The sequence below is a fragment of the Micromonospora yongxingensis genome, assembly GCF_052601155.1.
Genome location: NZ_JBQXEO010000034.1, coordinates 23,762 through 49,118 on the forward strand (window position 1 = coordinate 23,762; position 25,357 = coordinate 49,118).

Consider the following 25,357-nt stretch of genomic DNA (forward strand, 5'->3'; position numbering starts at 1 on the left):
CGGTGCCACCGGAAGCGGCGCCCGGGCCGGTCACCATCGCCGGCCCGGCCGCGCCGTCGCGGCCGGGTGGCGCCGGCGGGCCGCGCCCGGTGCCGGGGCTGCTGGCCGCAGCCGAGCGGCACCTGCGCGTCGGGACCCCGGCCGCGCTGGCCGACGCGGTGACCCGCAGTCACCTCGACGACGGACGCTGCGTGGGCTGGTACGGGCCGCCCGCGCCCGGGTGGCGGGTGGCGATCGACGCGGAGCGCGCGGACGCCCCGGTGCCGCCGGCGCTGGCCCGCCGGTTCGGCGTCGCCGACTTCTGGGCGCGCTGGACCCGGGCCGAGTGCTGCTGCAAGCTGGCCGACATGCCGGTGGTCGCCTGGTGGCGCCGCTACGGTCTGGGTACGCCTGCCGACGGCGCAGCGGTCTGGCGGACCCTGCGGTTGGCCGACCTGGTGGTCACCGTCGGCTTCGCCCCAGCGCCCGGCTTCCATCGGGGATGAGACCGGCGGCACCGCCGCTCGCGTGCCAGGTCTCCTGTCGAGCGTGCACCCGTCAGATCAGGTCCCAGCTCAGGGGAGTGCCACGCGGCACGTCGGTGGCGAAGGTCCGACCGAGGACCCGGTCGATCTCGACCGGCGCCAGCCCGCCGGCCGGCCGGATGGACCGGACGTTGTGGGCCGTGACCGGGTCGCCGGCCCGTACGTCCTCGACCACGAAGAGCGAACGGCGGAACCGCAGGCCCTCCCGCTCGGCGGGGGTCGGGCCGATCGCGGTGCCGCCCAGCGCCGCGTACGCCCGGCCCGACTCGGCGACCAGGGCCGTCAGCTCCGACGGGTTCAGTGAGAAGTCGGAGTCCACGCCGCCGTCGGCCCGGTCCAGCGTCACGTGCTTCTCGATGAAGCAGGCGCCCAGCGCCACCGACGCGACCGCCACCCCGATGCCGGGCGTGTGGTCGGAGAGCCCCACCGGCACGTCGAACGCGCCGGCCAGCACCGGCAACCGGCGAAGGTTGCTGTCGGCCGGCGGCGCCGGGTAGGACGCCGTGCAGGCCAGCAGCACGATGCCCGCCGCACCGCCGTCGCGGGCGGTCCGCACGGCGGCGTCGATCTCGGCCACCGTCGCCATCCCGGTCGAGATCACCATCGGCTTGCCGGTGGAGGCCACCAACCGGATCAGTGGCAGGTCCACCAGCTCCGAGGAAGCAATCTTGTACGCCGGCGCGTCCAGCGACTCCAGCAGCTCCACGGCGGTCGCGTCGAACGGCGACGAGAAGACGGTCAGGCCCCGTGCGCGGGCACGCGCGAAGATCGGGGCGTGCCACTCGTACGGGGTGTGCGCCCGCTCGTAGAGGCGGTACAGGTTCTCCCCGCCCCACAGCTCGTGCCCGCTGGAGATGCGGAACGCCGGTGTGTCGACGTCGATCGTGATCGTGTCCGGCCGGTACGTCTGGAGCTTGAGGGCGTGTGCCCCGCTGTCGGCCACCGCGTCGACGATGGCCAGCGCCCGGTCCAGGTCGCCGTTGTGGTTACCGGACATCTCGGCGACCACGAAGGGTCGCTCCCCGGCACCGACCGCGTGCGGTCCGATCTTGATTGTCGCCGTCATTCCGACCTCTGCTCAGGTACGCCCGCACCGAGGTGCGGTGGTGCTGTCGTCGTCCGCCCGGCGGGCGGAGGACCTGGAAAACCAGGGCGCCGGGAGCCGACCCGGCTCCCGGCCTGGTGTGCGGTGGAGGGGGTCACGGCAGGCGGCGCCCGGCCAGCGCGTCGACCCGATCCGTGTTCTCGACGGCGCGCTCGCCCGCTGCGGCCGCGGAACCGGCTGGTCGGCCCGGGTCCTCGTCTCCGAGGTCCGGACCGGCACCGTTGTCGGCGTCCCCCGTGGCGCCGCCCCGGCGCAGCCGGCCCGCGACCCGGTGCGCCTGACGCAGCGCCGAGTACGACAGGTAGTCACCGCGGCCGACCAGACGGTGCTTGAGCCCGGCCACGCCCGGTGGCACCGGGTAGCCACCGGTGGGCAGGTAGCGGCGGTAGTGCTCGGCCACCCGATGAAAGAAGGCCCGCCGCAGGTGCGGGTGCAGCCGGTCGTCGTTGCCGACCACCACCAGGAGGTGGCTGATCATCAACTCGAACAGTTCGGCCTGCAACTGCTCGTCCGCATGCCGCCGCCGGGCCCAGTCCATCAGCCGTTCGTACTGCGCGAAGGCGTCGAAGTGCCGGCCGCTGCGGGTGGAGGTGATCGCACCCTGCCGGCCCTGCCGGTACAGGTAGCAGACCTGGTCGAGGACGGAGATCTTCTCCGCGCCGATGAGCAGCGGGTGGCTGAACGGGATGTCCTCGTACCAGCCGGGGAAGAACCGCAGCTCCAGCTCGTCGAGGAAGGCCCGGCGGACCACCTTGTTCCACGCGGTGTGCTGCACACGCAGCAGCTGCGGCTGGTCGGCCAGACGGGCCACGCCGGGCATCCCGCGCAGCAGGTGGCTGCTCGCGTCGACCTCACGCCGGCCGTCCTCGTGCACCCGCAGGTGGTCCAGCATCAGCACGTCGGGCTGGTGCTGGCGCAGCCGGTCCAGCACCGCTGCGATGGTGCCCGGCGGCAGCCAGTCGTCGCTGTCGACGAACCAGACGTACCGGCCGGTGGCCACGTCGAGACCGGCGTTGCGGGCCAGGCCCAGGCCCACGTTGCTGCTCAGGTGGACGACGTGGACCCCGTCGCGGCCGGCGGCGTACGACCGCAGCATCGCGCCGCAGCCGTCCGGGGAGGCGTCGTCGACGGCGATCAGTTCGACCGCCCCCGCCTCGCCCGCCGGTACGTCGGCCCGGATCGACTCCAGGCACTGGTAGAGGTACGCCTCGACGCCGTACACGGGCACGACGATGCTCAGCAGCGGTGCGTGCGTCGGCTCATTGACCACGCCGCCACCTTCGACGACCCGGATGGCCGGGCTCGGAACCTGACGTGGCCTACGAAGGTGGAATCCCTGAACTTGCGCGGAGCGGAAGGTTAACGCCGGCCCTCCGGCACCCGTGGGACACGTCCGGTTCACCCTGGAGTGACCCGGTAGGGTGCCCCGGGTGCGGCCCTGCCCGGGCCGCCGTGGGCGTCGCCGTCGCGCCGTCCGACGCCGCGCCGAGGAGGAGACGCACGTGCTGGTGATCCTGCGGAGCGCCGGGACCTCGGCATGACGAGCACCGTCGCCGAGTCGGCGGCCCGGCCCGCGCCCACCACCACCCGGCTGCCCTCGCTGACCGGGCTGCGGTGGATCGCCGCGTTGCTGGTCTTCGGCTTCCACGCCGGGACCATGCGGATCATCACCGAGCCGGACTACAAGGCCGTGGTCGACACGCTGTTCACCCTCGGGCTGTCCGGGGTGCAGTTCTTCTTCATCCTCAGCGGCTTCGTGCTGGTCTGGTCGGCCCGCCCGGGCGACTCCCGGCGGAGCTTCTGGCGGCGCCGGGTCGCCAAGATCTATCCGAACCATCTGGTGCTGTGGGCCGCGGCGCTGCTGGTCGCCTGGTGGTTCGCCGATCCGGTGCTGCCGGCCGCCGCGCTGGAGAACCTGCTGCTGCTGCAGGCCTGGGACCCCCGGCCGGGCTGGTTCTACAGCATCAACACGGTGAGCTGGTCGCTGTCCTGCGAGTTCTTCTTCTACCTCTGCCTGCCGTTGGCCCTGCCGTTGCTGCGCCGGTCCCGGCCGGCGTTGCTCTGGACGCTGGTCGTCGCGTTGCCGCTGCTGATCTTCGCGCTCTGGCCGGCGCAGCATCTGGTGCCGGAGGCCAGCCGCTGGTGGTTCACCCAGGTCTTCCCGCCGGTGCGGTCGCTGGAGTTCTGGTTGGGCGCGGTGGCGGCCGAGCTGATGCGCCGCGGGCTCTGGCGGGGCCCCGGGTTGACCGCGGCCAGCCTGATCTTCGCGGTCACCTGGCTGGCCGCCGCCCAGTGGATCCGCGCCGAGCTGTGGACCACCCTGCTCGCGGTGGCGTACCTGCTGGTGATCACCGCCGCCGCGGACGCCGACGTGCGGGGGCTGCGCTCGCCGTGGCGGTCGCGGCCGCTGGTGTGGCTCGGCGAGGTCTCGTTCGCCTTCTACCTGGTGCACGTGCTGGTGATGACGAGCGTGCTGCGGTGGACCGGGGACTGGGGGACCGGCTTCGGCGGCTGGCGCGGCCCGGCGGCGGTGCTCGGCTTCCTGCTGGTGAACCTGGTCCTCGCCGGGCTGCTGCATCGCTTCGTGGAGACCCCGATGATGCGGCGGCTCGCGCCGCGCCGCCCGGCCCGCCCGGCGGTCGTTCCGCGACAGCGGACCGGCGGCGCCCAAGCCGGCCGCACCGAACCCGGCGGCACCGCGCAGGCTCGTGGTGCAGAGGCCGAGGCCACCGGATCGCACGACGTCGAAGTGGACCGACCCGGCGAGCGACCGACCTACGCCGAGTCGCGCTGACACCGTCCATCCTGGTCGGCGCGGCGTGCGCCGACACGCCCGGCACCCATGCACCCGGGCGGCCACGACGGTAGCGTGGGTACGTGCTTCCGGTCGCGCTCACCTGTCCGCTGTGGTGGGTGGCGCGCTGGGCGACACGTGTGCTGACCAGCCTCGCCGTCGTCGCCGCCCTCGCGCTCGGCGCGGGCACGGCCCCCGCCACCGCCTCCGGGTCGACGGCGCCGGCCTCCGGGCCGACGGCGTTCACCCCCGGGCTGCTCGCGCCGATGTCCCGACCCGCCCCGGCCGACGGTGCCGCACACACGACGCCGTTCGGCGCCGAGGGAGCCGTCGAGCAGGCCGGCCCGACGTGGTCGACCGACGGGCAGGCAACGCCCCTCGCCGAACAGGCCGCCGCCGTCGACGCGGCGCCGGTGCGCGCGGCCGGCGCCGGCCGGCTGCCCCGCTCTGCCGGCCCGGCCAGCCGGGCGCCCCGGGCCCCACCCGCACGCTGAGCCACCGGGACGCGTCCCGCCGCCGCACCTGTCGACTCATCCGCTCCGCACCCCGCCGACCCGTGGCCCGCCGCCGGTGGCCCGTGCGGATCCTCATCGCATCACTCTCTCCGCGAGGTGCCGACCATGGAGACCGTCGTCTTCCACCATTTCCTGACCGAGGTGCCGCAGGCCGCCGCCATCTGGTCAGCCCTGTTCCTGCTCGCTCTCACCGTGCTCGCCGTGCTCGTCGCCCGCCCGGAGCGGGACCAGCCGGCGGTGGACCCGGCGCCGGCGCCAAGCGCCCGGGAGGTGGCCGAGGCCGAGGCCGCCGACCTGCGCCGGTACGCCGAGGAGGTCGCCGTCGCCGCTGCCGGGGCTGCGCAGACCGCCCGCCGGCGGCGCACCGACTGGCTGACCGCTCAGGAAGAGGTGGAGCAGGCCTGGGCCAGGTACGACGAGGCGGACACCGCCGCCCGCCGGTTCGACGGGGCCGGCGCGCTGCCCACCCCGCGTACGCCGCGCACCCCCGCCGAGTACGCCGCCCGGGAGCGCTATCTGCATCGTGCGGCGATGGAGGCGCACTGGCGCGGTGACCTGTCCATGCGGCAGCTCGGTGACGTCTTCGCGCACCGCAACGGCTGGGATCCCCGCCGGCACCCCGTCGAGCAGGAGGCGCTGCTGAGCCGGGCGGTCCGGGACGCGCGGCTGGCCGACTACCGGGCCGCGGCCGGGCGGGAACGGTCGGCGTGGCGGGACGCGGAACTGGCCGCGGCCTCGGCCCGGGCGCTCGCCGAGGAGGCGTACGCGGCGGCGGCCCGGCTGCGCCCGAACACGCTACCGGCACGTCGCACGATGACCGCGGCGCTGCGTCCGGCGGCCGTGACGCGGTGGCGTCCGGCCCGGGTCGGCTGAGTCGTCGATTAGGGACGTGAGCCCGGTCACACCCGCTCGGAACCGGGCGCACGGCGCGATCGGCGCGATTGTTCCCGCGAATCCGGCGCCGTTGTCACCGGCCTGTCCGGTTCCCGCCCGCAGGCGCCTCCGTAACCGGTTGTCCCATCGAGTCGCGTCAGTGGCAATACGCGCAGAAATTGCTGCGCCATTTCAGGTTTACGCAGGTGAACCTGGCTTGGCAGGGTGGGAACACGACCAGTAGTGTCGTCCCGTCCGGTGCGGTAACCGTTCGCAAGAGGCGACGCCGCGCCGACCCGCTTAATCGTGATCAACGAACCGGGGACCCACCAGCAAGTCCGGGGTGAATCCGCGAGCCACGGCCGCGGTAGGGCGATCTTCCCGCCCGAATCCGTCAGCTAACCCGGTAGGCGGTGTCGGAAGGAGTTCCATCCTCGTGCAGCAACTCTCCACCCCTCGGTTGTTCCCCCGCCTCCACGGCGCCGCGGTGCCCCCGCCCATCCGTCTTGTGACGGTGAGCTGACCCCCCGGGTCACCGCCTCTTCCGCCCGGCCACGCCGGGCCATCCCCTGAGCGGTTCATCATCCGCGGACCACGGTCCGCGCGTTGGCGCCTGCCCGGATACCGGTCCGGCCCCGGTGTGCCGCTCTCCCCCTGATCCGTGGAGGACCCCGTGAAGCACACCCTGCAGCGTCAGCTCCGCCGCCTCACCAGCGAGCGCCCGTACCAGATCGTCGCCGCCTCCGCCGCGGCCCTCGCGATCGCCACCACCGGTGGCGCCCTGCTCGCCGGCACCGACGACGCCCCGGCCACCCAGCACACCGCGACCACGGTCGCCGAGATGCGCAGCGACACCGCTGCCTCCCGTGGCGACGCGCGCGACGCGTCCCCCTCGGCCAGTTCCGCGCCGACCACCACCGCTCCCGTGCCGGCCACCAGCGCCGCGTCGCCCGCCGCCAAGGCCAGCGGCAACCCGGACCTGACCCGTAAGCCGCAGCCGCCGAAGCCGCCCGCGACCAAGGTGCTCGACTACGACTACCAGGCGCAGAACACGTACTACAACTGTGGCCCGGCGGCCACCCGCAACGCCCTCAGCGCCACCGGCATCGACCGCACGCAGGACGAGCTGGGCGCCGAGCTGGGCACCACCGAGATGGGCACCAACTCCGCCCTGGACACCACCCGGGTGCTCAACGCCGAGGTGAAGGGCTCCCCGTACCGGACCCGCATGTTCGCCGGCACGCCCAGCCCGGCGCAGATGGACCAGCTCCAGGCCGACGTGGTCGCGGCCATCAGCGCCGGTCGCGGCGTGGTGGCCAACGTCGTCGGCGACGCCACCGACACCAACGGCGGCTGGCACTCCTACGGCGGTGGCCACTACATCGCCGTCGTGGGTTACAAGGACAACGGCCGGACCGTGCGGATCGCCGACTCGGCGAACGCCGCCGACCCGGCGTACTGGATCACCACGATCGACCTGGCGAACTGGATCGCCACTCGGGGTTACTCCGCCTGACCCGGGCGCAGCCGCCGCGGGCGCCGTCCCCCACGAGGGGCCGGCGCCCGCGGCGTCCGCGTCGGTGCGATCAGTAGCTGACGAAGCCGTACAGCGCGAGGTGGTTGGACTTCGTCCCGCTGACCGTGTGGTCGACTACGGACGGCTGCACGCTGCCCTTCACGAAGAGATAATCGATCTTGCTGGAGCCGCTGGTGGCCTTCGACCCGTAGCCGGTCATGCCGTACCCGCTCAGCGTGCCCGACGCGATGCCCGTGCGGTTCGCGTCGATGCCCACGATGCGGATCGTGGAGGCGTTCAGCAGGCTGGTCGCGTCCGCACCGAGGTGGATGCCGCTGTTGGCGATGCCCCGGTCGCCGTCGCCGGCGCACGCGTTCTGCCGGTTCTCCTGGGGTAGGTGCATCGTCGCGGCGAACACGCTGGTGCCGGTGGCCCTGATGGTGAACCGGGCCGCGATGGCGCTGGTCCGCTTCCACTTGTAGTAGTCGGTGCTGTCCGGGTCGCTGTTCGGCGGCTTGTAGAGCGTGCACCCGGCGCCGTTGTCGTAGGCCGTGCCGGGCTTGAGCCAGCCCGCGCTCCAGTACTTCGAGATGTCACCGGCGGCGAGGCCGAGCGTCCTGGTGTTCCAGATGATCCCGTTGGTCTGCTTCTTCTTGAGGTCACCGAGCGCCTGCGAGCTGCACCTGTGCGTGCTGCCCCACGGCTCCGGGTCACTCCAGGCGACGATCGCACCGTACGTGCCCGCCGGGTAGCCGAACTTGGCCGACAGTTGATCGGCGTACGCCTCGGCCTGGCCGGTGCCGCGTACCTGTTGCACGATGAGAATGTCGGGCGCCACCACACCGGTGGTGCCGGTGCGGCCGGCGTCGTCGACCAGGATCGAGGTCAGGTGGTCCGGCCCGGAGATCCGGCTGCACGTCCCGTCGGAGTTGTTGACCACCAGGTTCTCGATGTTGTTGTTGTAGACCCGCAGGACCCGGTCGGCGGCCACCGCCGTGTCGGCGCCTCGGGCAGGGCTGGCTGGTGCGGTGCCGAGAGCGGGGGTGCCGGGCACGGTGGCGAGCGCGACGGCCACCAGGGCCGCCGCCAGTGCTGATCGATGCTTCGTACGCACGGTCGGCTCTCCTCTCGCGATGGGCCCGACGGTGGCCGAGCCCGTCCAGGCGCCGGACTCTACAGTGGATCTTCCCGGCACGGTGTCCCCGCGCGCGTCGCCGGCGACAGCTCTCGTACCAGCGGTCGAACCGTGCGAGACTGCGGCCGTGGTGGATGAACCAGAGGGCCGGGCAGGTCGCGGACCGATCCTGTTGCTTCTGCACGGGATGGGGGCGACCGGCGACGTCTGGCTGCCCTGGGCGCCGCTGCTGGAGCAGCACTGGCCGGGGCGGTGGCTGGCACCGGACCTCGCCGGTCACGGTTGGTCGGCGCCGCTGCCGTCGTACTCCTTCGACGGGTTCGCCGAGCGGATCGCCCACGGCCTGGCCGCCGACGACCGGGTCGTCGTGCTCGGGCACTCGCTGGGCGGGGTGGTCGGCCTGGCGCTGGCCGCCCGCGCCGCCGGCACGCGGGTGGCCGCCATGGTCGGGCTGGGCATCAAGGCCGTCTGGTCACCCGAGGAACTGACCCGCGCCGCCGAACTCGCCGCCCGCCCGGTCGCCTGGTTCCCCAGCCGCACCGAGGCGGCCCGCCGCTACCTGCGGGTCTCCGGGCTCTCCGGCCTGCTTCCGCCCGACCACCCGGTGGTCGACGCCGGGCTGCGCCAGGTCGACGGCCGGTGGCGGCTGGCGATGGACCCGGGCGCGTTCGCCGTCGGCGAGCCGGACCTCGCCGCTCTGCTGGCCGCGACGGACGTGCCGGTGGTGCTGGCCCGAGGCGAGCACGACCCGATGGTCACCGACGCCCAGCTCAAGGAGTTCGGCGTACCGGTCGCCACGCTGCCGGGGCTGGGGCACAACGCGCACGTGGAGGACCCGGCGGCGGTGCTGGCGCTGCTGGACGCGTACCGCTGAGCCGCTACACCGGGGTCGACGTGGCCAGCGGCCTCGCCGGCGCCAACTCCTGCCGGGCGGCGGTCAGGAACGCGTCAGCGTACGACTCGGCCGGGAAGTCACCCAGGTAGCGGCGGCGGGTCGCCCAGCGCGCCTCGGCCAGCGGGTCGGTGTCCAGCAGTGCGGTCAGCACCTCGTCCACATTCGACATGTCGCGGCGCAGCACGTAGCCCGACCCGGCCAGCGGGAAGCGGTCCACGAACCGGTCGCCCCCGTCGCCCATGTCGGTGACCGCGTAGGGCTTGCCGGAGTAGAGGTAGTCGGAGATCACCCCGGACACGTCGGAGACGAGCGCGTCCGAGGCGTTCACACACTCGGTCAGGCTCAGCTCCCGGGCCGCCGCGCCCATCACGTGCTGCCGCCCCGTGCGGGCACGGTCGGCGGCCAGCAGCTCGGTCAGCCGGCCCAGTTGCCGGGCCGAGGCCGGGTTCTGCGCGGTGTACGGGTGGGCGCGCAGGATCACCGTGGCGCCGCGCTCCAGCAGCCGCCGCAGCAGGTTCTCCGCCACGGGCAGTGAGCAGTAGTCGGCGTCGGCGTGGTGCCCGGTCCACGTCGGGGTGTACAGCACGGTCGGGTGTGCCAGCCCGCGCACCGGCTCCGGGCGTACCTCGATCGACTCGACCTGCGGGCGGCCCACCACCACGAACTTCTCCGCCGGGATCCGCACCCCGGCACGGGCGTACCGGTCGATGGCGGCCGGACCGGCCACGAAGATCCGGTCGAAGATCCCGGACACCGGGTTGGCGCTCGGCGCCTTGTCGCTGTCACCGTGGTGCAACTGGACGTGGGTGAGCTGGGTGAACCGGATGCAGTGGCTGTTCTTCGCCCCGTGGTTGACGTAGAACGCCGCCCGCAGGCTCGGCACCAGAGCCTCGTCGAGCGTCCGCAGGGTGGGGCAGTAGACCACCGGGGCGTTGGTGGCGGCCCCGATCGGCGCCAGGAACTCCGGCTCGCGCAGCACGACCATGAACGGCCGGCCGATCCGCTCCAGGTACGGCAGCCACATGGTCACCTGGTACTCGGAGCCCGGCGGGGCGGAGAAGTAGAGCAGGAACTCCGGCTGGTGCCGGCGCAGCGCGCGGGCCACCGCCCCGCCACCGGCGGTCGGCCGGAACCGTCGCCGGGCCAGGTCCAGTGCGATCGCCCCGGCTCCGGCGCCCACCACCAGGCTGGCGACCAGCGCCACCGCTGCGGGCAGGGCCAGCGCGGCGGCCAGGGACACCGCGGCGAGCAACCCGAGCAGGGCGGTGCCGAGCTGGTCGGCGATCACCGGGGTCCAGGCGCGCACCGGCAGGTTGACCGCCCGGATCTCCAGGTTGCCGGCGGTGCGCAGCGGCCCCACCAGCAGCACCAGCCCCAGCAGGACCAGCGCCGTGGCGACGAGCGCCGGGTCGAGCCCGTCGTCCAGCCGTCGGGAGTATCCGACCAGGACCGCGGCGGCGATCAGCGCCGTCTCGGCGACGAGGTCCGCGCCGGGCCGGATCCGCCGTTCAGCGGCCGCCGCGGCCAGCGCGCCGACGGCCAGCGCCAGCCCCCAGCCGGTGGCGCCGGTCAGCGCCACCACGACGAAGGCCAGCACCGCCAGGCCGGTGCTCAGGCACCGGGCGGCCAGCTTTCGGACCAGGTCACCGCGCATGTCGCTCCGTTCGCCGCCGTCGGTGTTCCGCCGCCGTCAGCGTCAGCTCGCGGACGCCGCGGCGGCCGGCGCCTCGACCCGACCCGGCGCGGGTTGGGCCGGCACGGCCGGCGCGGCGGTGTCACCGGGCGCCCGACGTACGTCGATCACCTGGCCGGTCAGCTCGGAGATCAGCACGTCCAGCGACGACTGGGCGACGGCCTCGGCGGCGAGCAGGGTGTGCTCGGGCTCCTCGCCGAAGGCGCGGGTCCGCATCGGGGTCGCCGTCCGCTCCGGGTTGATGCAGTTGACGCGTACGCCGAACTCGGCCCACTCGTCGGCGAGTGCCTGGGTGAGGTTGACCAGGGCGGCCTTGGTGGCCGAGTAGAGCGCGTAGCGGGCCCGGCCCCGGGTGTAGGAGCTGGACGTGTAGAGCAGCAGCTGACCCTTGGTCTGCTGGAGGTACGGCAGCGACTGCCGGGCGATGGTGACCGGGCCGACGAAGTTGACCTGGAGCACGCGGTCCATGGTCGCCTCGTCCATCTCGGCCAGGGCGCCCTTCTCCAGGACCCCGGCGGTGACCACCACGTGGTCGATCCGGCCGGTGGCCTCGAAGGCGGTCTTCAGCGCGGCCTCGACGTCCTCGGCCCGCTCGACGTGCGTGCCGGTGGTGGAGCGGCTGAAGGGGAAGACCTGGGCGCCGTAGCGCTGGGCCAGCTCGCTCAGCTCGTGGCCGATGCCGTAGCTGCCGCCGAACACCACGATGGTGCGGCCGGTCAGCTCCTCGGTGTAGCTGCGGTGGTCGGTCAGCCGGGGCGCCTGCGCCGCGGCGAGCTGGAAGAGCTTGTCCGCCAGGTGCACGTCGACCGGGTGGGTGACCTTGATGTTCTCGTCCGAGCCGTCGATCACCTTGATGGGCGTGCCGGGCAGGTAGCGCAGCACCACACCGCAGTCGTCGGTGGCGGCGAAGTTCGGGTCACCCTCGGCGATCCGGTACGCCTCGCGGATGGTGGGGGAGCGGAACGCCTGCGGGGTCTGCCCGCGACGCAGCCGGGAGCGCACCGGGATGTCGGTGATGCAGTCGTTGTCGTCCACTTGGATGATCGTGTCCGCGGACGGGATGGCCACGTCCACGGCGTCGTAGGTCCAGAGGGCGTTCACGCACTCGCGGACGATCCGGCCGCTGAGCAGCGGACGCACCGCGTCGTGGAAGAGGATGTTGCAGTCCGCCGGGCCGACCGCGTCCAACGCGATCCGGGTGGTGGCGTTGCGGGTGTCGCCGCCCTCGATCACCTTGGTGACCTTGCGCAGGCCGGCCTTCTCGACGATCTGCCGGGCGTCCTCGACGTGCCCGGTCGCCATCAGCACGATGATCTCGTCGATCTCCGGCGCGGCCTCGAACACCGCCAGGGTGTGCTCGATGATCGGCTTACCGGCGATCTTCAGGAGCTGCTTCGGGATGCCGAGGCCCAGCCGGGTCCCGGTGCCGCCGGCCAGCACCACGGCCACCGTCCGGGAGGGCCGCCACGGTGCCGGGGTCTCCGGGGCGGCGTCCGGGCCAGTGGTCTGGTCCTGCGTCATTGCCGGATCCTCACTCTCAGGAATGCGTTAACGGAAGGTTCCGCCCGAGCGGCGACGGAATGAACCTTAACGCGCGAACCGCGTCGCCCCAACGGGGGCGACGCGGTCGACAGCGCCGTGTCGATGCCGGAGGTTCGCCGGCGCCCTACTTGCTGTTCGCGTAGGCCTCGTACGCCCGGATCACCTCGTCGGTGGGGCCGTCCATGCGCAGGACGCCAGATTCCAGCCAGATTGTCCGTTCACAGGTGTCCCGCACCGAGGAGAGCTGGTGGCTGACCAGGAACACCGTGCCGGCGCCCTCCCGCAGCTCCCGCACCCGCTGCTCGCTGCGCTTGCGGAAGCCCTTGTCGCCGGTGGCGAGCGCCTCGTCGATGAGCAGCACGTCGTGCCTCTTCGCCGCGGCGATGGAGAAGCGCAGGCGGGCCGCCATGCCCGAGGAGTACGTCCGCATGGGCAGGCTGGCGAAGTCACCCCGCTCGTTGATCCCGGAGAAGTCGATGATCCCCGCGGCCTGCTGGGCCACCTCGTCGGGATGCATCCCCATGGCCAGGCATCCGAGGACGACGTTGCGCTCGCCCGAGAGGTCGTTGAGCAGTGCCGCGTTCACACCGAGCAGCGACGGCTGCCCCTGGGTGTAGATCGCGCCCCGGTTGACCGGCAGCAGGCCGGCGATGGCCCGCAGGATCGTGGACTTGCCGGAGCCGTTGCTGCCGATCAGCCCGATCGCCTCGCCCCGGTACGCGGTGAAGGAGATCCCCTTGACCGCGTGCACCTCCCGCACGTTCGGCGCGTTGGTGCGCTTCACCAGCCGGCGCAGTGCGGCCACGGGCGTGGTGCCACCGGCGGCGCCCTGGTGCACCCGGTAGATGATGTGCGCGTCGTCCACGACCACGGTGGGGATGCGTTCGCCAGCCGGATCCAGCGTCGCGGTCGCCTGGGGGGAGTCCTCGAAGTGCTCAACCACGGCCGTACTCCTGTTCGCCGCGCCAGAAGTAGATGAAGCCACCGATTCCGGCCACCAGCGCCCAGCCGGCGCCGACCAGCCAGAGCTGGGTCAGCGACTCGTTGAGCAGTGGCGCCTGCTCCAGCAGCACGTACCGGGCCAGCTCGATGTAGACCAGCATGGGGTTGTACTGCACCAGGGTCGTCGCCCAGCCGGGCAGCCGGTCGAAGAGGCTGACGCTGTAGAGGACGCCGGAGCCGTACATCCAGGTGCGCAGGATGAACGGCATGACCTGCTTCAGGTCGCTCGCCTTGGCGCCCATCCGGGCCACCAGCAGCACCACACCGGCGTTGAACACCGCCTGCAGCAGCAGCGCCGGCACGAGCAGCAGCCACTCCAGGGTGATGGGCTCGCCGGTGGCCAGCACGATGCCGATCAGCACCACCATCGAGGCCAGCAGCTGCTGGAACTGGGTCATCGTCGTGGACAGCGGCAGGCTGGCCCGGGGGAAGTGCAGCGCCCTGATCAGCCCCAGGTTGCTGCTGATCGACTGGGTGCCGGCCAGGACGGCGCTCTGGGTGAAGTTGAAGATGAACAACCCGGTGGTCAGGTAGGCGATGAAGTTCGGGATGTCGTTCTGCGCCAGCACCACCCCGAAGATCAGGTAGTAGACCGCGGCGTTGGTCAGCGGGGTGAGCACCTGCCACAGCTGGCCCAGCTTCGCGTTGCTGTACGAGGCGACCAGTTTGGCGTTGGCGTACGCGGCGATGAAGTGCCGGTAGGCCCACAGTCGGCGGCTGTACTCGGCGAGGCTGGGTCGCTCACCGGCGACCCGTAGTCCGTGCCGAGCGGCCAGCTGCGCCTGGGTCAGGCCCGTTTCGGGGTCGACCAGCGCGGTGGTGGCCATGGAAAGGGCGCTCCGATCTTTCGGGACGACGGGGTTGCTCGCGACGATGGAATCCTAGTGGGAGCTGTGCGCGGAGCGCCGCCTCGTCGCTGCGAGGACAGTAGTCCGAAACACGTCGGGACGCAACCGTACCGTCGTTGCGCTACCCTGGCCTTCGTGACCTGCGAGAAGAGTCCCTGGTGACGACCGAGAAGAGGCGCGCCCCGGCCGGCGCGGCGGTGCTCCGTGGCGAGATCACCACGGCCATCCGGCGCGCGTTGATGCAGGAGCTCGCCGCGGTCGGCTACGGCCGGCTCTCCATCGAGGCGGTGGCCCGACGGGCCGGCGTCAGCAAGACGGCGATCTACCGGCGGTGGAGCTCCAAGCTCGACCTGGTGCTGGAGCTCGTCGCCGCCGCGGCGCACGGCAAACTGCCGGCACTGGACACCGGCGACCTGCGCGGGGATCTCGCGCTGCTGTTCCAGGTGGTGGCGCACGCGCTGCGGCACCCGCTGGCCGCGCAGATCATTCCCGACCTGCTGGCCGAGGCCGCCCGCAACCCCAGCATCGACCAGAGCCTGCGTCAGGTGCTGTACGCCCGCCAGCAGGAGATCGGCGGCCGCCTGGTCACCCGTGCCGTCGAGCGTGGCGAGCTGCCCGCCGACACCGACCCGGACGCCGCCGTCGACCTCATCGTCGGCCCGCTCTACTGGCGGCTCGCCATCGCCCGCCTCCCGCTCACCGACAGCTACCTGGACCGCCTGGTCGAGTCGGTCGCCGCCGGGCTCGGTGCGGAGAGCGCGGTGCCCCGCCAGCGCGACGTGGCGGTCGGAAAATGACCCTCGCCGCCGGCGGGCACCCCCGCGTGTCCGGTGCCAGCCCGGTAGGCTGCACCCGCCAATTCGGAGACCCTCCCGTGCCGATGCCAGGGCGGTCCGGCCCCCTGCGTGCACGAATAGACGACAAGGACGGCTCGTGACGGAAGTCCAAGACGTTGTTGAGGCGCCCGCGCCCGCCGACCGGGCGAAGCCCACGGCACCGGGTGACCGCCGATCGGGCCGGGGCCGTGGCCCGATCCGCCGGATCAACGCCGGAGTAGCCGCGTTGCCGGTCGTCCTCACTGATGCGGGAGTCGTCTCCTTCGCACTGTGGACACTGCTGTACCACCTCAACCTGGCCCTCGACCTCCGTCCGTCCATCGTCTTCGCCGCCTGGGTGGTCACCATGGTGGCGACGGTGGTCGTCGGGTGGCGGCTCCGTTCACGTCGTGCGGCCGGCCGTCAGATGGCGACCGCCGCGGCGATCGCCGAGTCGGCCGAGGCGTCGTCGACCGGCAACGGCTGGCCGGGGTTGCTGCGGCGTTACTCCCTCCCGGTGGGTGCGGCCGCCGCCGCGGCCCTGCTCGCCGCCCTCGGCGACGGTCGACTCACCTGGTGGTTGGCGGTGGCCCTCGGGGTGGTCGCGATCGCCTCCGCGTGGACCTCCCTGCGGGTGCGCTTCGCGACGGCCAGCTCCAGCTCCGACGATCCGGCCGACGAGGGTTCCACCGTCGGCGGTCCGGTGACCACGCCGGTGCAGGCGTACGTGGTGACCGTCGTCGCGTTGGCCGGCGCCTGGTTCGGGACGCTGCTCGCCCGGGTGTCCCTCGACGACGTCTTCTACGTCGGCAAGTCGGTCTGGGTGGCCGAGCGCGACGAGATCCCCTTCCGGGACTTCCTGTTCACCGAGGGCGTCCTCCCCGGTGGGACGGCGAACCCACCGATCCCCTCCTTCGAGGTGTTCATCGGAGCGTTGGCGCGTGTCCTGCACGTCCACGCCGCCTCGGTGACCTGGTACCTCATGCTGCCGGTGCTGGCAGTGTTCACCATCTTCGCGCTGTGGCGGCTGGTCCTGAGATGGGCGCCGAGGCGCCCGCTGCTGGTCTTCGGCGTGGCGCTGGCCTACATCGTCCTGGTGGCCGGCGCACCGGACGCGCTGAACACCTACCACCTGCCCCGGCTCACGCAGGGCAAGAGCGTCTTCGTCCACGCGCTCATCCCGCTTGCCTGGGTGTATCTCACGGACTTCCTGGAGACCCGGTCCCGGCGTGCGCTCGGCCTGCTCGCGCTGCTCTCCGTCGCCGCCGTCGGCCTGACCACCACCGCGGTCATCCTGCTGCCACTCCTGGCGGCCACGGCCGCGGCCGCGCTCCTGGTCATGCGGCGACCGCGTGAGGCGGCCCTCTGCTTCGCCGCCGCCGCGGCCTACCCGCTCCTGTCCGGCCTGCTCACCCGCCTCACCACGAACGGCCTCGACAACGTGATCGCCACGTACACCGAGGTGCAGGAACCGCGGGGCGTCTATGAGTTCACCCTGTGGCTCGGCGTGCTCGGTGTGATCGGTGGCCTGGCCATGTGGGCGTCCCCGCTGTTGCTCCGGCGCGGCGTGCCGCGACTGCTCAGCGCCGCTGCCGCGCTGACCGTGACGATCCTGCTCATTCCCGGCGTGCTGGTCGTGGGTGCCGAGCTGACCGGCCTGGCGGCGGTGCTGTGGCGGGTGCCGTGGATCATCCCGCTGCCCCTGCTCGTCGGCCTCCTGGCGGCGATCCGGCTGCCCCGGCTCACCTGGGTGAACCGAGCCCTCGCCGTCGGGCTTCCCGTCGCCCTGGTGCTCACCTTCGCCAACCTTGGCGAGCCTATGTGGACGGCCAATGTCCTCCAGGACAAGCCGAGTTGGCGGATGCCGGAAACGCGGAAGAACGTGACCTTCTGGATCACCAGGCAGGACCTGCCGAAGGGCCTGGTGCTCGCCCCCACGTCGGTCATGCGGGCCATGCCCCAGGTCACCACGCGCACCCGCGTGGTGATGGCCCGGGACCTCTACCTCACCGACTACGGCATCGACACCCCGTTCGCCAAGGACCGGCTGCTGCTGGGCGCCTTCGCCGACGGCACCGAGCAGGTCCCCGTCGCCGAGGTCGACGCCGCCCTGCGCCGGGTCGACGTGAGCGCGGTGTGCCTGTGGAGGACGAACAAGGCCGCCAACGACGCGGCACCGGCCCTGGGCCTGGTGAAGGTTGCCTCCCGGAAGTCGCCCGGCGGGATGATCTGCTATCGCACCACGACGACCGCCTCTGCCACCAGCGGCGGCTGACCTGCGGAAATGTCGGTGCGCGGGTGTTTCGGGTGCGGCCAGGTGGCCATCCCGGACCGGTCCCGCGCACCGACCGGGTCCAGGCCCGCGCCGTGACGCCGGGGGAGCGCCGCTGCGTTTGACCGGAATGTCAGCCGATACCCGGCCGATGCCGCTGTGCCCACTCGCGTTAAGGTCGCAGTCACGCGCTGGAGGCCCGCCCTGTGGGCAACGGGTCGGCCGCGCGGCACACTGCACTCCAGGAGCTCGGACATGGGACACGGCCTGCGCGACGAGCGGAGGAACGGTCGAACGGCGACCCGGTGCTCGCGTCGGGTCGCGGCCGTCGACCGGCCCAGCGCCTCCGGCCTCGGAGATCTACCTGCTCAAGCCGGTCATCAATCTCGTAGGGAGCGTACTCGTTGTTCGGCACGTTGACAGGGCGTATCGGAGTGGCGGCCCAGGCCGCGCTGCTGGTGCTGTCCTACCTGGTCATGCTCGTCGCCGGCGCCCTCGGTTGGATCGGGCTGTTCGCCGTCGCCGGGCTGATCGCCGTGATCGGCGAGTTCGCCGTCGCCCGCTGGTCGCCGCAGTCGCAGCTGCTGCTGGAGAAGGTGGGCCTGCACTGGTCGTACCGGCAGCTGACCCGGGACCTCGCGGCCGTGCTGCTGGTCGCCGCCGAGGTGCCGCTCACCGGCACCGAGCTGACCGTGCTGCTGGTCCTGCCGGCCGTCGTCTGGGTCGTCTCGGTCTTCGCCGGCGCGCTCTCCACGATGATCGACCGGCGGAACCCGCTCTCGGCCATGGTGCGCAACATCGAGCTGGGTCCGCTGCGCTCCGCCCCTCGGCCGCCGGCGTGGGCGGCCGCGGTCGCCGGTGACCGGATGCCCCTGCTCAACCTGCTGCTCGTTCCGGCCGCCGTCGCCGCCGCCGTGCAGCACGACCCGACGCCGTTCTTCATCGCCGGGGCCGTGGCGGTGGTGGCGACCGGCCTGGTGGGCGCGATCATCGCGCTGACCTGGCTGCGTGGCCGGGGCGCCGGGCAGGGTCCTCTGCTGCCCGCCGTCCAGCGCTGGCTGGACACCTACCGACCCGAGGTCGCGCTCTACTTCGCCGGCCCGGCCAAGGACGTCTACCAGGCGAACATGTGGCTCGCTCCGACCGAGGCGCTGCAGCAGCGCGCGGTGGTGCTGATGCGCAGCCGGGACGCGTTCCTGGAGTTGGCCGACACGCGGCTGCCGGTGATCTGCGTACCGGCCGGGGTGGACTTCATGAACCTCGAGTTCGGCAGCGTCCGCACGGCGCTCTACTCCGCGAACGTCGGCGCGAACATCCACCTGCTCCGCGAACCCGGCATGAAGCACGTCTTCGTCGGGCACGGCGACAGCGACAAGCAGGCCAGCGTCAACCCCTACAGCAAGGTGTACGACGAGGTCTGGGTCGCCGGCCTGGCCGGCCGGGAGCGGTACGCCCGCGCCGGCGTGGGGGTGCTCGACTCGGACATCGTCGAGATCGGCCGGCCGCAGCTGGCCGGGGTGCACACCTTCGGCGCCGAATCGGTGGACCGGCCGTTCACCGTGCTGTACGCGCCCACCTGGGAGGGCTGGCTCGACGACGACCCGTACCACACCTCGCTGGTGCTGATGGGCGAGCGGATCGTCAAGGGCGTGCTGGCCACCAACCCCCGGGTGCGCCTGATCTACAAGCCGCACCCGCTCACCGGGTCGCGGTCCAAGGCGGCCAGGGTCGTGCACGAGCGGGTGGTCGACGCCATCCGGGCGGCCGGCGGCAACACGAACGCGTCCTCCCTCGACGGGACCGCGCACCTGGTGGTCACCGGACGCACCCCGGGGCTGTTCGACTGCTTCAACCAGACCGACCTGCTGATCAGCGACGTGTCCAGTGTGGTCTCCGACTTCGTGCAGAGCCAGCGGCCGTACGTGGTGGCCAACCCGGCCGGCCTGCCGGAGGACGAGTTCCGCCGCGAGTACCCGACCGCGCGGGCCGCGTACCTGCTCTCCAAGGACTGCGGCGAGCTGGAGAAGATCGTGGCGGTCACCCGGGCCGGCGACGACCCGATGACCGAGGCACGCCGGGAGCTGAAGACCTACCTGCTCGGCCCCGCCGAGGCCAACCCGATGGACCGGTTCCAGGAGGAGATCGCCCGCCTCTGCCGCTGAACCTCGCGTACGACGATCCGCGCCCGGCCCCGACACCCGTCGGGCCGGGCGCGGTCGTGTCAGGCCAGCAGCGCGGCCACCGCATCGGCGACCGGGACGTCCGCCGGCAACGGCCGCGCCGCCACCACCGCGGTCACCGGCAGCGGACCGTACAGGTGCGGGAAGAGCTGCCCGCCCTGCGACGACTCCCACCGCAGCGCCTCGCCCAGCCGATCGTCCTCGACGCTCAGCAGGGTCAACCCGATGGCGCCGGTGAAGAACCGGCGGGCGGTCCGCACCACCTGGTCCGGACCGGACAGGTGGATGAACCCGGACTCGCGGTCCAGCGCCGTGCCGGTGAAGGTGCCGGCGGCGAGGGCGTCCGCCCACTCCGTGGCCGGCAGCAGTTTGTAGATCACAGCGGCAGCCTACGTGCGCGCCGCCGGGGCCCCCGCCCGGTTTTCACCGGTACCGCCGCGGTCGTCGCCCTCCACCGGGCATGCTCAGGTGGAGCGGCCGCGGAGGGATGGGCGATGGCGAGCTACGACGACGACTGGACCGACAGCCAGCGCGGGCTGTACGACGAGTGCTACCGGGCTGGCGGCGAGTGGGCGCAGGACCCGGACACCCCGTCCGATGACGTGCAGCACGTGATCAACCTGGCCGAGGCGGACGACGACGCCTTCGACGACGCCGAGATCGACTACCCGCCTCTGGTCGACGCCGTCACCCAGGCCAGCGGGGTCAACGTCACCAGCGTGCCGGCCCGGCACGACGACCCGGGTTTCCGGGGCTTCGTCGACGGCGTCCGGGACGCCGTCGATGACGACGTGTTCGGCCTGTAGCCGACCGACCGGGGAGGCGGCCCTCCCGCTCGCGGCGCGGTTCTGCCACCATGCGCAGGACGGCGTTGCGAACGGACGGGGGCACGGGTGCGGATCCTGCTGGTGGAGGACGACCGCCGGGTCGCCGCTGCGCTCTCCTCCGCCCTCACCCGCCGCGGATACCAGGTCGAGCACGCGTCCACCGTCGCGGCGGCGCTCTCCGCCGCCCCGTCCGACCTGGTGCTGCTCGACCTGACCCTGCCCGACGGTGACGGCACCGACCTGTGCCGGGAGCTGCGCCGGCGCAGCAGCCAGCTGGGCATCATCGCGGTGACCGCGCGGGGCGAGGAACGCGACCGGGTGCTCGGCCTGCGCCTGGGCGCGGACGACTACGTGGTCAAGCCGTTCTCGATGGTGGAGTTGCAGGCCCGGATCGAGGCGGTGCTGCGCCGGGCCGCGAACGCCGCACCGGAGCGGCACCTGATCGAGGCCGGGGCGGTGCGCATCGACGTGGCCGCCCGGACGGTGACGGTGGACGGCCGCGTGGTCACGTTGACCCGCAAGGAGTTCGACGTCCTGCTCTCGCTGGCCCGCCAGCCCGGGGTGGCGGTTCCGCGCGACCGCATCCTGCTCGACGCCTGGGGCACCACCTGGGCCGACGGGCACACCGTCGAGGTGCACGTCGGGTCTCTGCGGAGCAAGCTGGGCGACGCCCGCCTGGTGGAGACCGTACGCGGCGTCGGCTACCGGCTGCGCGATGCGTGAGGAGTCGCCGTGCGCCGTCGACTGGTGATCAGCTACCTGCTGCTGATGGTGCTCGTCCTCATCGCGTTGGAGACTCCGCTGGCCGTCACGCTGGCCAGCCGCGAGACCGAACGGGTCCGCGCCGACCGGCTCGCCGACGCCACCCGGTTCGCCTCGCTGGCCGGGCCGGCGCTGCGCGGAGGCGGGCCGGACCCCCTCGAGGCGGAGCTGCGCAGCTACGACGAGCTGTACGCGATCGGCGCGGCGGTCGTCGACCGGGACCGGCGCACCGTGGTCGCCTCGCCCGGCTGGCAGCCCGCCTCCGGGACCGCCGCGGCCCTGGACGTCGCGCTGTCCGGCCAGCAGACCAGTGCCCCCGGGTCGGTGTGGCCGTGGACGGCCGGCCCGGTGGTGGTGGCGGTGCCGATCAACGACGGTGGTGAGGTGCTCGGCGCGGTGGTGATCGTGACCCCGGCCGGCCCGATCCGCCAGGCCGTCGCCAGTTGGTGGCTGCTGCTCACGCTGGCCGGTCTGCTGGCCGTGCTGGCCTGCGTGCTCACCGCGTTCGGGCTGGCCGGTTGGGTGCTGCGCCCGGTCACCGAGCTGGACGCCGTCACCCACGAGATCGCCGAGGGGGACCGGGGCGCGCGGGTGCAGCACCGGCTGGGCCCGCCGGAGCTGCGCCGGCTCGCGACGAGCTTCAACCACATGGCCGATGTGGTCTCCGACGTGATGGACCGGCAGCGCGCCTTCGTGGCGCACGCCAGCCACCAACTGCGCAACCCGCTCACCGCGCTGCGGCTGCGGGTGGAGGAGCTGGGCCCCAGCCTGACGGACCCGGAGGGGCGCTCCGAGCACCGGCTGGCACTGGAGGAGACCGACCGGCTGGCTCTGGTGCTCGACGCGCTGCTCACCCTGGCCCGGGCCGAACGGGAGGAGAACGAGCGGGTCACCGTCGACGCCGCCGCCGTGGCCGCGTCCCGGGTGGCGGCGTGGGCGCCGCTGGCCCGGCACCGGTCGGTCGCGCTGCGGCTCGCCACGACCGACGCCCCGGCGTACGCGCGGACCGTGCCGACCGCCGTCGACCAGGCACTGGACGCGCTGATCGACAACGCGGTGAAGTTCAGCGGTGTCGGAGGGGCGGTGACGGTGACCGTGGCCCGCCGCGACCACGGGGTGGCCCTGGAGGTGCGCGACACCGGCCCGGGCATGACCGAGAGTCAGCTCGGTCAGGCCACCGAGCGGTTCTGGCGGGCACCGGACGCGCAGAACGTCGACGGCGCGGGTCTCGGCCTGACGATCGCCGCCGTCCTGGTGGACGCGTCCGACGGGCGGCTCACCATGCGCCCGGGGGAGCCGCGTGGCCTGGTCGCCGGCCTGTGGTTCCCGGCGCCCCCACCCGACCCCGTCGAGGCGGCCGACGAGGATCCCGCCGCCGATCTACGGCCCGCCCCCGCCCGTTAGCGGGACGGCCGTCAGGGTTTGGCCGCCCGGTACCAGGCGGCGGCGCCGGGGTGCAGCGACAGCGGCGCGGTGACGATCGCCGAGCGCGGGCTCATCCGTCCCGCCGCCGGATGTGCGGCGCCCAGCTCGGCCCGGCGCTCCATCAGCAGTCGCGTCACCTCCCGGACCAACCGCTCCGGCAGGTCGGCCCGGACGATCAGGTAGTTCGGGTCGGCGACCGTGGTCACCGGGTCCACGCCGTACACCGAGCGGGGGATGTCGCGGGAGACGTAGACCTGGCCGTAGCGGGAGCGCAGCGGCTCCGTCCACTCCCTGAGGTCCACGAGCCGGGTGGCACTGCGCCAGGCCAGCTCCGTGATGCCCTGCACGGGCAGCCCACCGGAGAAGAAGAACGCGTCGATCTGCCCGGAGCGGAGCGCGGCCACCGAGTGGTCCAGCCCGAGCCGCTCCAGCTGCACCTCGTCGTCGCCGAGCCGGGCCACATCCAGCAGCCGGGTCGCGGTGATCTCGGTGCCCGAGCCGGGCGCGCCGACGGACACCCGCCGACCGCGCAGGTCGGCGACCGTGCGGACCGGTCCGCCGCCCGTGGTGACCAGGTGCAGCTGGTCGTCGTACACCCGGGCGACCGCGTCGACCGCCGGGCTTCCCGCCGTGGTCGTGGGCAGCACGTCGGCCTGCGTGAAGCCCAGCTCGGCCGCGCCGGAGCCGACCAGCCGGACGTTCTCCGCCGAGGCGGCGGTGATCACCACGCTGGCCCGCACGTCGGGCAGCTCCCGGTTGAGGATGGTCGCCAGGGACTGCCCGAAGGCGTAGTAGACGGCGGTCGGACTGCCGGTGGCGATCCTGATCGTCAGGGGCTCGGCCGGCGCGTCCTGGCAGCCGGCGGCGCCGGTCAGGGTCGTGGCCAGCAGCAGCGCCAGCAGGGCCGCCGTCCCCGGACGGCGGTGGCCGGGCCGGGAGGACGAGGTACGACTCACGCGGTGCACTGTGCGCCGTCGGACGGGAGCGCGCAAGCCCCGTTCGGGTCGTCGAGGTGGCCCGCTCCGTCAGCAGGCCGGGTGGCGCGCCCGCTCCGGTGCCGCGCCGCGTGCCGCCTCCATCGCGGCGCTGCGCAGAATCCGCTGCCGGTCCGGCCCGTCGGCGACGCTGACCAGGAAACAGCCGGTGCCCGGGCGGAGCACGGCCGGCACGTCGAGCACGGCCGCGCCGCGGATCAGCACGGCCGCCAGCTCGCGGTCGGTGAGGCGCACGCCGAGGATGTGCCGGCGGACATGCCGCCCGCCGGCCAGCAGCGCCGCGCGCCAGGCCGCCGCCGCGAGCTGGGACACCCACCGCCGGCGGGCCGGTGACGCCCCGGGCAGCGGCCCGCCGAGCAGCTCCCGACGCCCCTGCCACCAGCCGGCGTCCAGCATCCGGGCGTACGCGCCGTGGTGCTCCCGGGGCACGGAGAGCCGGTGCAGCTCGTAGCGGCGGCGCAGGCCGCCGACGGCGACCTCGTGGCGGACCGGGATGTCCAGTCGGGCCAGGAGCTGCCGCATCCGCTGCGCGGCGTCCTCCCGGTTGAACTCGACACCCGGCGAGTGCGACGGAGGCGCCGCGGTCGGCCGGGCGGCCGTCGGCGGGGGTGTGCACCGCAGCAGGCACGCGGCCTCGAACGCGTCGCCCAGGGTCAGCCAGTCCAGCGGTGGTGGCGTCGCCGGTGAGCGGGGCCGGTCGAGCAGGGCGGGTTCACGGGCCAACGAGGTGCTCCCTTGTCGGAGTCTGGGTTCCCCTACCGTGGCCCCTGCGCCGCCGTTGCGGAACCGATCCCGCCCAGCCTTGAGGAAATCTTGCGGCTTGGCGGCCGCGCCTACAGGTCGGCGACGACCAGATCGACCTGCCGCGGCCGGCCGGCCGCGGCCTCCTGCTCCACGACGGTGTGCTTCAGCTCGCGCAGCGTGCCGATCAGCTCCGCGGCGGTACGCGGCCGGGCGCCGGCGACCAGCAGGTCACGGACCACACGCCCCTTGGTCGCCTTGTTGAAGTGGCTCACCACCGAGCGGACCGGCACACCGTCGACCTCACGCTCGTGCAGCACCCGCACGGTCACCGTGCGCTCGGCCAACTCCCCGCGCGGCGTCCAGGTGGCCGCGTACGAGCCGGAGCGCAGGTCGAGCACCGGCCCGGAACCGGCCGCGGCCACCAGCGCCGGCGCCAGCACCGGCCGCCAGTACGCCGACAGCGCCCCCACGCCGGGCAGCCGGGCACCGATCGGGCAGCGGTACGGCGGAATCCGGTCGGCGAGCCGGACCGCGCCCCACAGGCCGGAGCTGATCAGGATCGACCGTCGGGCAGCCCGCTGCGCCGTCGCCGGCAGCGAGGCCAGATCCAGCGCCTCGTAGAGCACCCCGGTGTAGATCTGCGCGGCCGGCGCGGTGGCGGCCACCCGCAGCCGGGCGTTGCGGCGCAGCTCGCCGCGCTGGCCCTCGCTGAGCCCGAGTGCCGCCCGCGCCTGCGCCTCGTCGGGCCCGGAGCACAGCGCCACCAGCGCGTCCAGCACCCGCTCCCGGGCCGGGTTCAACTCGGGCAGCGACAGCCGGTCCGGGTTCCACCGTCGCCCGGTGCCGGCGTCGGCCTTCCCCTCCGAGGGCGGCAGCAGGATGAGCATCGGGTCTC

The 25,357-nt window shown here is 73.2% G+C and carries 23 protein-coding genes and 1 riboswitch; of the genes, 12 read left to right on the plus strand and 11 right to left on the minus strand.

The window, feature by feature from the left end; translation table 11 throughout:
* Positions 1-2 precede the first annotated feature (2 nt).
* Complete coding sequence (locus tag ACTWLT_RS28835; protein ID WP_445321074.1) at positions 3-485, plus strand: hypothetical protein; 483 nt, start codon at positions 3-5, stop codon at positions 483-485.
* 52 nt (positions 486-537) lie between these two features.
* Here the strand turns inward: ACTWLT_RS28835 and pseI are convergent, their stop codons facing one another.
* Both pseI and ACTWLT_RS28845 read right to left on the minus strand, forming a co-directional pair.
* Positions 538-1,590 (minus strand): pseudaminic acid synthase, encoded by a 1,053-nt coding sequence (pseI, locus tag ACTWLT_RS28840; protein WP_252419926.1) that lies wholly within the window; start codon positions 1,588-1,590, stop codon positions 538-540.
* Positions 1,591-1,723: 133 nt separating this feature from the next.
* Complete coding sequence (locus ACTWLT_RS28845; protein ID WP_445321075.1) at positions 1,724-2,899, minus strand: glycosyltransferase family 2 protein; 1,176 nt, start codon at positions 2,897-2,899, stop codon at positions 1,724-1,726.
* Positions 2,900-3,166: 267 nt separating this feature from the next.
* On the opposite strand from ACTWLT_RS28845, the gene ACTWLT_RS28850 reads away from it, so the two are divergent.
* The 4 genes from ACTWLT_RS28850 to ACTWLT_RS28865 all read left to right on the plus strand — a co-directional run bounded on the left by ACTWLT_RS28850 (position 3,167) and on the right by ACTWLT_RS28865 (position 7,327).
* Positions 3,167-4,423: an acyltransferase family protein gene (locus ACTWLT_RS28850; RefSeq protein ID WP_445321076.1), complete on the plus strand. Its 1,257-nt coding sequence runs from the start codon at positions 3,167-3,169 to the stop codon at positions 4,421-4,423.
* A gap of 83 nt (positions 4,424-4,506) precedes the next feature.
* Positions 4,507-4,917 carry a hypothetical protein gene (locus ACTWLT_RS28855; protein WP_445321077.1) on the plus strand — a complete coding sequence of 137 codons (411 nt, stop codon included), beginning with the start codon at positions 4,507-4,509 and terminating at the stop codon, positions 4,915-4,917.
* 126 nt (positions 4,918-5,043) lie between these two features.
* Positions 5,044-5,811: a hypothetical protein gene (locus tag ACTWLT_RS28860; RefSeq protein ID WP_445321078.1), complete on the plus strand. Its 768-nt coding sequence runs from the start codon at positions 5,044-5,046 to the stop codon at positions 5,809-5,811.
* A 287-nt stretch (positions 5,812-6,098) separates the two neighbouring features.
* Positions 6,099-6,239, plus strand: a riboswitch (cyclic di-AMP (ydaO/yuaA leader).
* A 233-nt stretch (positions 6,240-6,472) separates the two neighbouring features.
* Positions 6,473-7,327, plus strand: coding sequence for a C39 family peptidase (locus tag ACTWLT_RS28865; RefSeq protein WP_445321079.1), 855 nt, complete (start codon positions 6,473-6,475; stop codon positions 7,325-7,327).
* Positions 7,328-7,397: 70 nt separating this feature from the next.
* Here the strand turns inward: ACTWLT_RS28865 and ACTWLT_RS28870 are convergent, their stop codons facing one another.
* Positions 7,398-8,441: a hypothetical protein gene (locus ACTWLT_RS28870; protein WP_445321080.1), complete on the minus strand. Its 1,044-nt coding sequence runs from the start codon at positions 8,439-8,441 to the stop codon at positions 7,398-7,400.
* Between the two features lie 148 nt (positions 8,442-8,589).
* On the opposite strand from ACTWLT_RS28870, the gene ACTWLT_RS28875 reads away from it, so the two are divergent.
* A complete protein-coding gene (locus tag ACTWLT_RS28875) occupies positions 8,590-9,336 on the plus strand; it encodes an alpha/beta fold hydrolase (protein ID WP_445321081.1) in 747 nt (248 codons plus the stop codon).
* Positions 9,337-9,340: 4 nt separating this feature from the next.
* Here ACTWLT_RS28875 and ACTWLT_RS28880 read toward each other — a convergent pair whose 3' ends face one another.
* From ACTWLT_RS28880 to ACTWLT_RS28895, 4 genes are all read right to left on the minus strand, one after another.
* Entirely contained in the window at positions 9,341-11,011 is a 1,671-nt protein-coding gene (locus ACTWLT_RS28880) for a CDP-glycerol glycerophosphotransferase family protein (RefSeq protein ID WP_445321082.1), read from the minus strand.
* Between the two features lie 42 nt (positions 11,012-11,053).
* Positions 11,054-12,571: a D-ribitol-5-phosphate cytidylyltransferase gene (locus ACTWLT_RS28885; protein ID WP_445321083.1), complete on the minus strand. Its 1,518-nt coding sequence runs from the start codon at positions 12,569-12,571 to the stop codon at positions 11,054-11,056.
* Positions 12,572-12,716: 145 nt separating this feature from the next.
* On the minus strand, positions 12,717-13,535 hold the full coding sequence (locus ACTWLT_RS28890; RefSeq protein ID WP_252419936.1) for an ABC transporter ATP-binding protein: 819 nt from the start codon (positions 13,533-13,535) through the stop codon (positions 12,717-12,719).
* The gene (locus ACTWLT_RS28895) at positions 13,528-14,421 is read right to left on the minus strand and encodes an ABC transporter permease (protein WP_445321084.1); all 894 of its coding nucleotides are present in this window, start codon (positions 14,419-14,421) and stop codon (positions 13,528-13,530) included. Before ACTWLT_RS28895 ends, ACTWLT_RS28890 begins: the two co-directional genes overlap by 8 nt.
* A gap of 218 nt (positions 14,422-14,639) precedes the next feature.
* Between ACTWLT_RS28895 and ACTWLT_RS28900 the strand changes: the two genes are divergently transcribed.
* The 3 genes from ACTWLT_RS28900 (at position 14,640) to ACTWLT_RS28910 (ending at position 19,691) form a co-directional block, all read left to right on the plus strand.
* Positions 14,640-15,239, plus strand: a complete 600-nt coding sequence (locus ACTWLT_RS28900; protein WP_445321110.1) for a TetR/AcrR family transcriptional regulator — start codon at positions 14,640-14,642, stop codon at positions 15,237-15,239.
* Between the two features lie 136 nt (positions 15,240-15,375).
* Entirely contained in the window at positions 15,376-17,532 is a 2,157-nt protein-coding gene (locus ACTWLT_RS28905; protein WP_445321085.1) for a DUF6077 domain-containing protein, read from the plus strand.
* A gap of 401 nt (positions 17,533-17,933) precedes the next feature.
* Complete coding sequence (locus ACTWLT_RS28910) at positions 17,934-19,691, plus strand: CDP-glycerol glycerophosphotransferase family protein (RefSeq protein ID WP_445321086.1); 1,758 nt, start codon at positions 17,934-17,936, stop codon at positions 19,689-19,691.
* Between the two features lie 59 nt (positions 19,692-19,750).
* Here ACTWLT_RS28910 and ACTWLT_RS28915 read toward each other — a convergent pair whose 3' ends face one another.
* Positions 19,751-20,089 (minus strand): DUF952 domain-containing protein, encoded by a 339-nt coding sequence (locus ACTWLT_RS28915; protein WP_445321087.1) that lies wholly within the window; start codon positions 20,087-20,089, stop codon positions 19,751-19,753.
* 114 nt (positions 20,090-20,203) lie between these two features.
* Between ACTWLT_RS28915 and ACTWLT_RS28920 the strand changes: the two genes are divergently transcribed.
* The 3 genes from ACTWLT_RS28920 to ACTWLT_RS28930 all read left to right on the plus strand — a co-directional run bounded on the left by ACTWLT_RS28920 (position 20,204) and on the right by ACTWLT_RS28930 (position 22,702).
* Complete coding sequence (locus ACTWLT_RS28920; RefSeq protein WP_445321088.1) at positions 20,204-20,515, plus strand: hypothetical protein; 312 nt, start codon at positions 20,204-20,206, stop codon at positions 20,513-20,515.
* An 87-nt stretch (positions 20,516-20,602) separates the two neighbouring features.
* Entirely contained in the window at positions 20,603-21,259 is a 657-nt protein-coding gene (locus ACTWLT_RS28925) for a response regulator transcription factor (RefSeq protein WP_252419942.1), read from the plus strand.
* Positions 21,260-21,268: 9 nt separating this feature from the next.
* On the plus strand, positions 21,269-22,702 hold the full coding sequence (locus ACTWLT_RS28930) for a sensor histidine kinase (protein WP_445321089.1): 1,434 nt from the start codon (positions 21,269-21,271) through the stop codon (positions 22,700-22,702).
* A gap of 11 nt (positions 22,703-22,713) precedes the next feature.
* Here ACTWLT_RS28930 and ACTWLT_RS28935 read toward each other — a convergent pair whose 3' ends face one another.
* The 3 genes from ACTWLT_RS28935 to yaaA form a co-directional block, all read right to left on the minus strand.
* Entirely contained in the window at positions 22,714-23,688 is a 975-nt protein-coding gene (locus tag ACTWLT_RS28935; RefSeq protein ID WP_445321090.1) for a TAXI family TRAP transporter solute-binding subunit, read from the minus strand.
* Between the two features lie 60 nt (positions 23,689-23,748).
* Entirely contained in the window at positions 23,749-24,441 is a 693-nt protein-coding gene (locus ACTWLT_RS28940) for a hypothetical protein (RefSeq protein ID WP_445321091.1), read from the minus strand.
* Between the two features lie 110 nt (positions 24,442-24,551).
* Positions 24,552-25,349 (minus strand): peroxide stress protein YaaA, encoded by a 798-nt coding sequence (gene yaaA / locus ACTWLT_RS28945; RefSeq protein WP_445321092.1) that lies wholly within the window; start codon positions 25,347-25,349, stop codon positions 24,552-24,554.
* Positions 25,350-25,357: the final 8 nt, after the last annotated feature.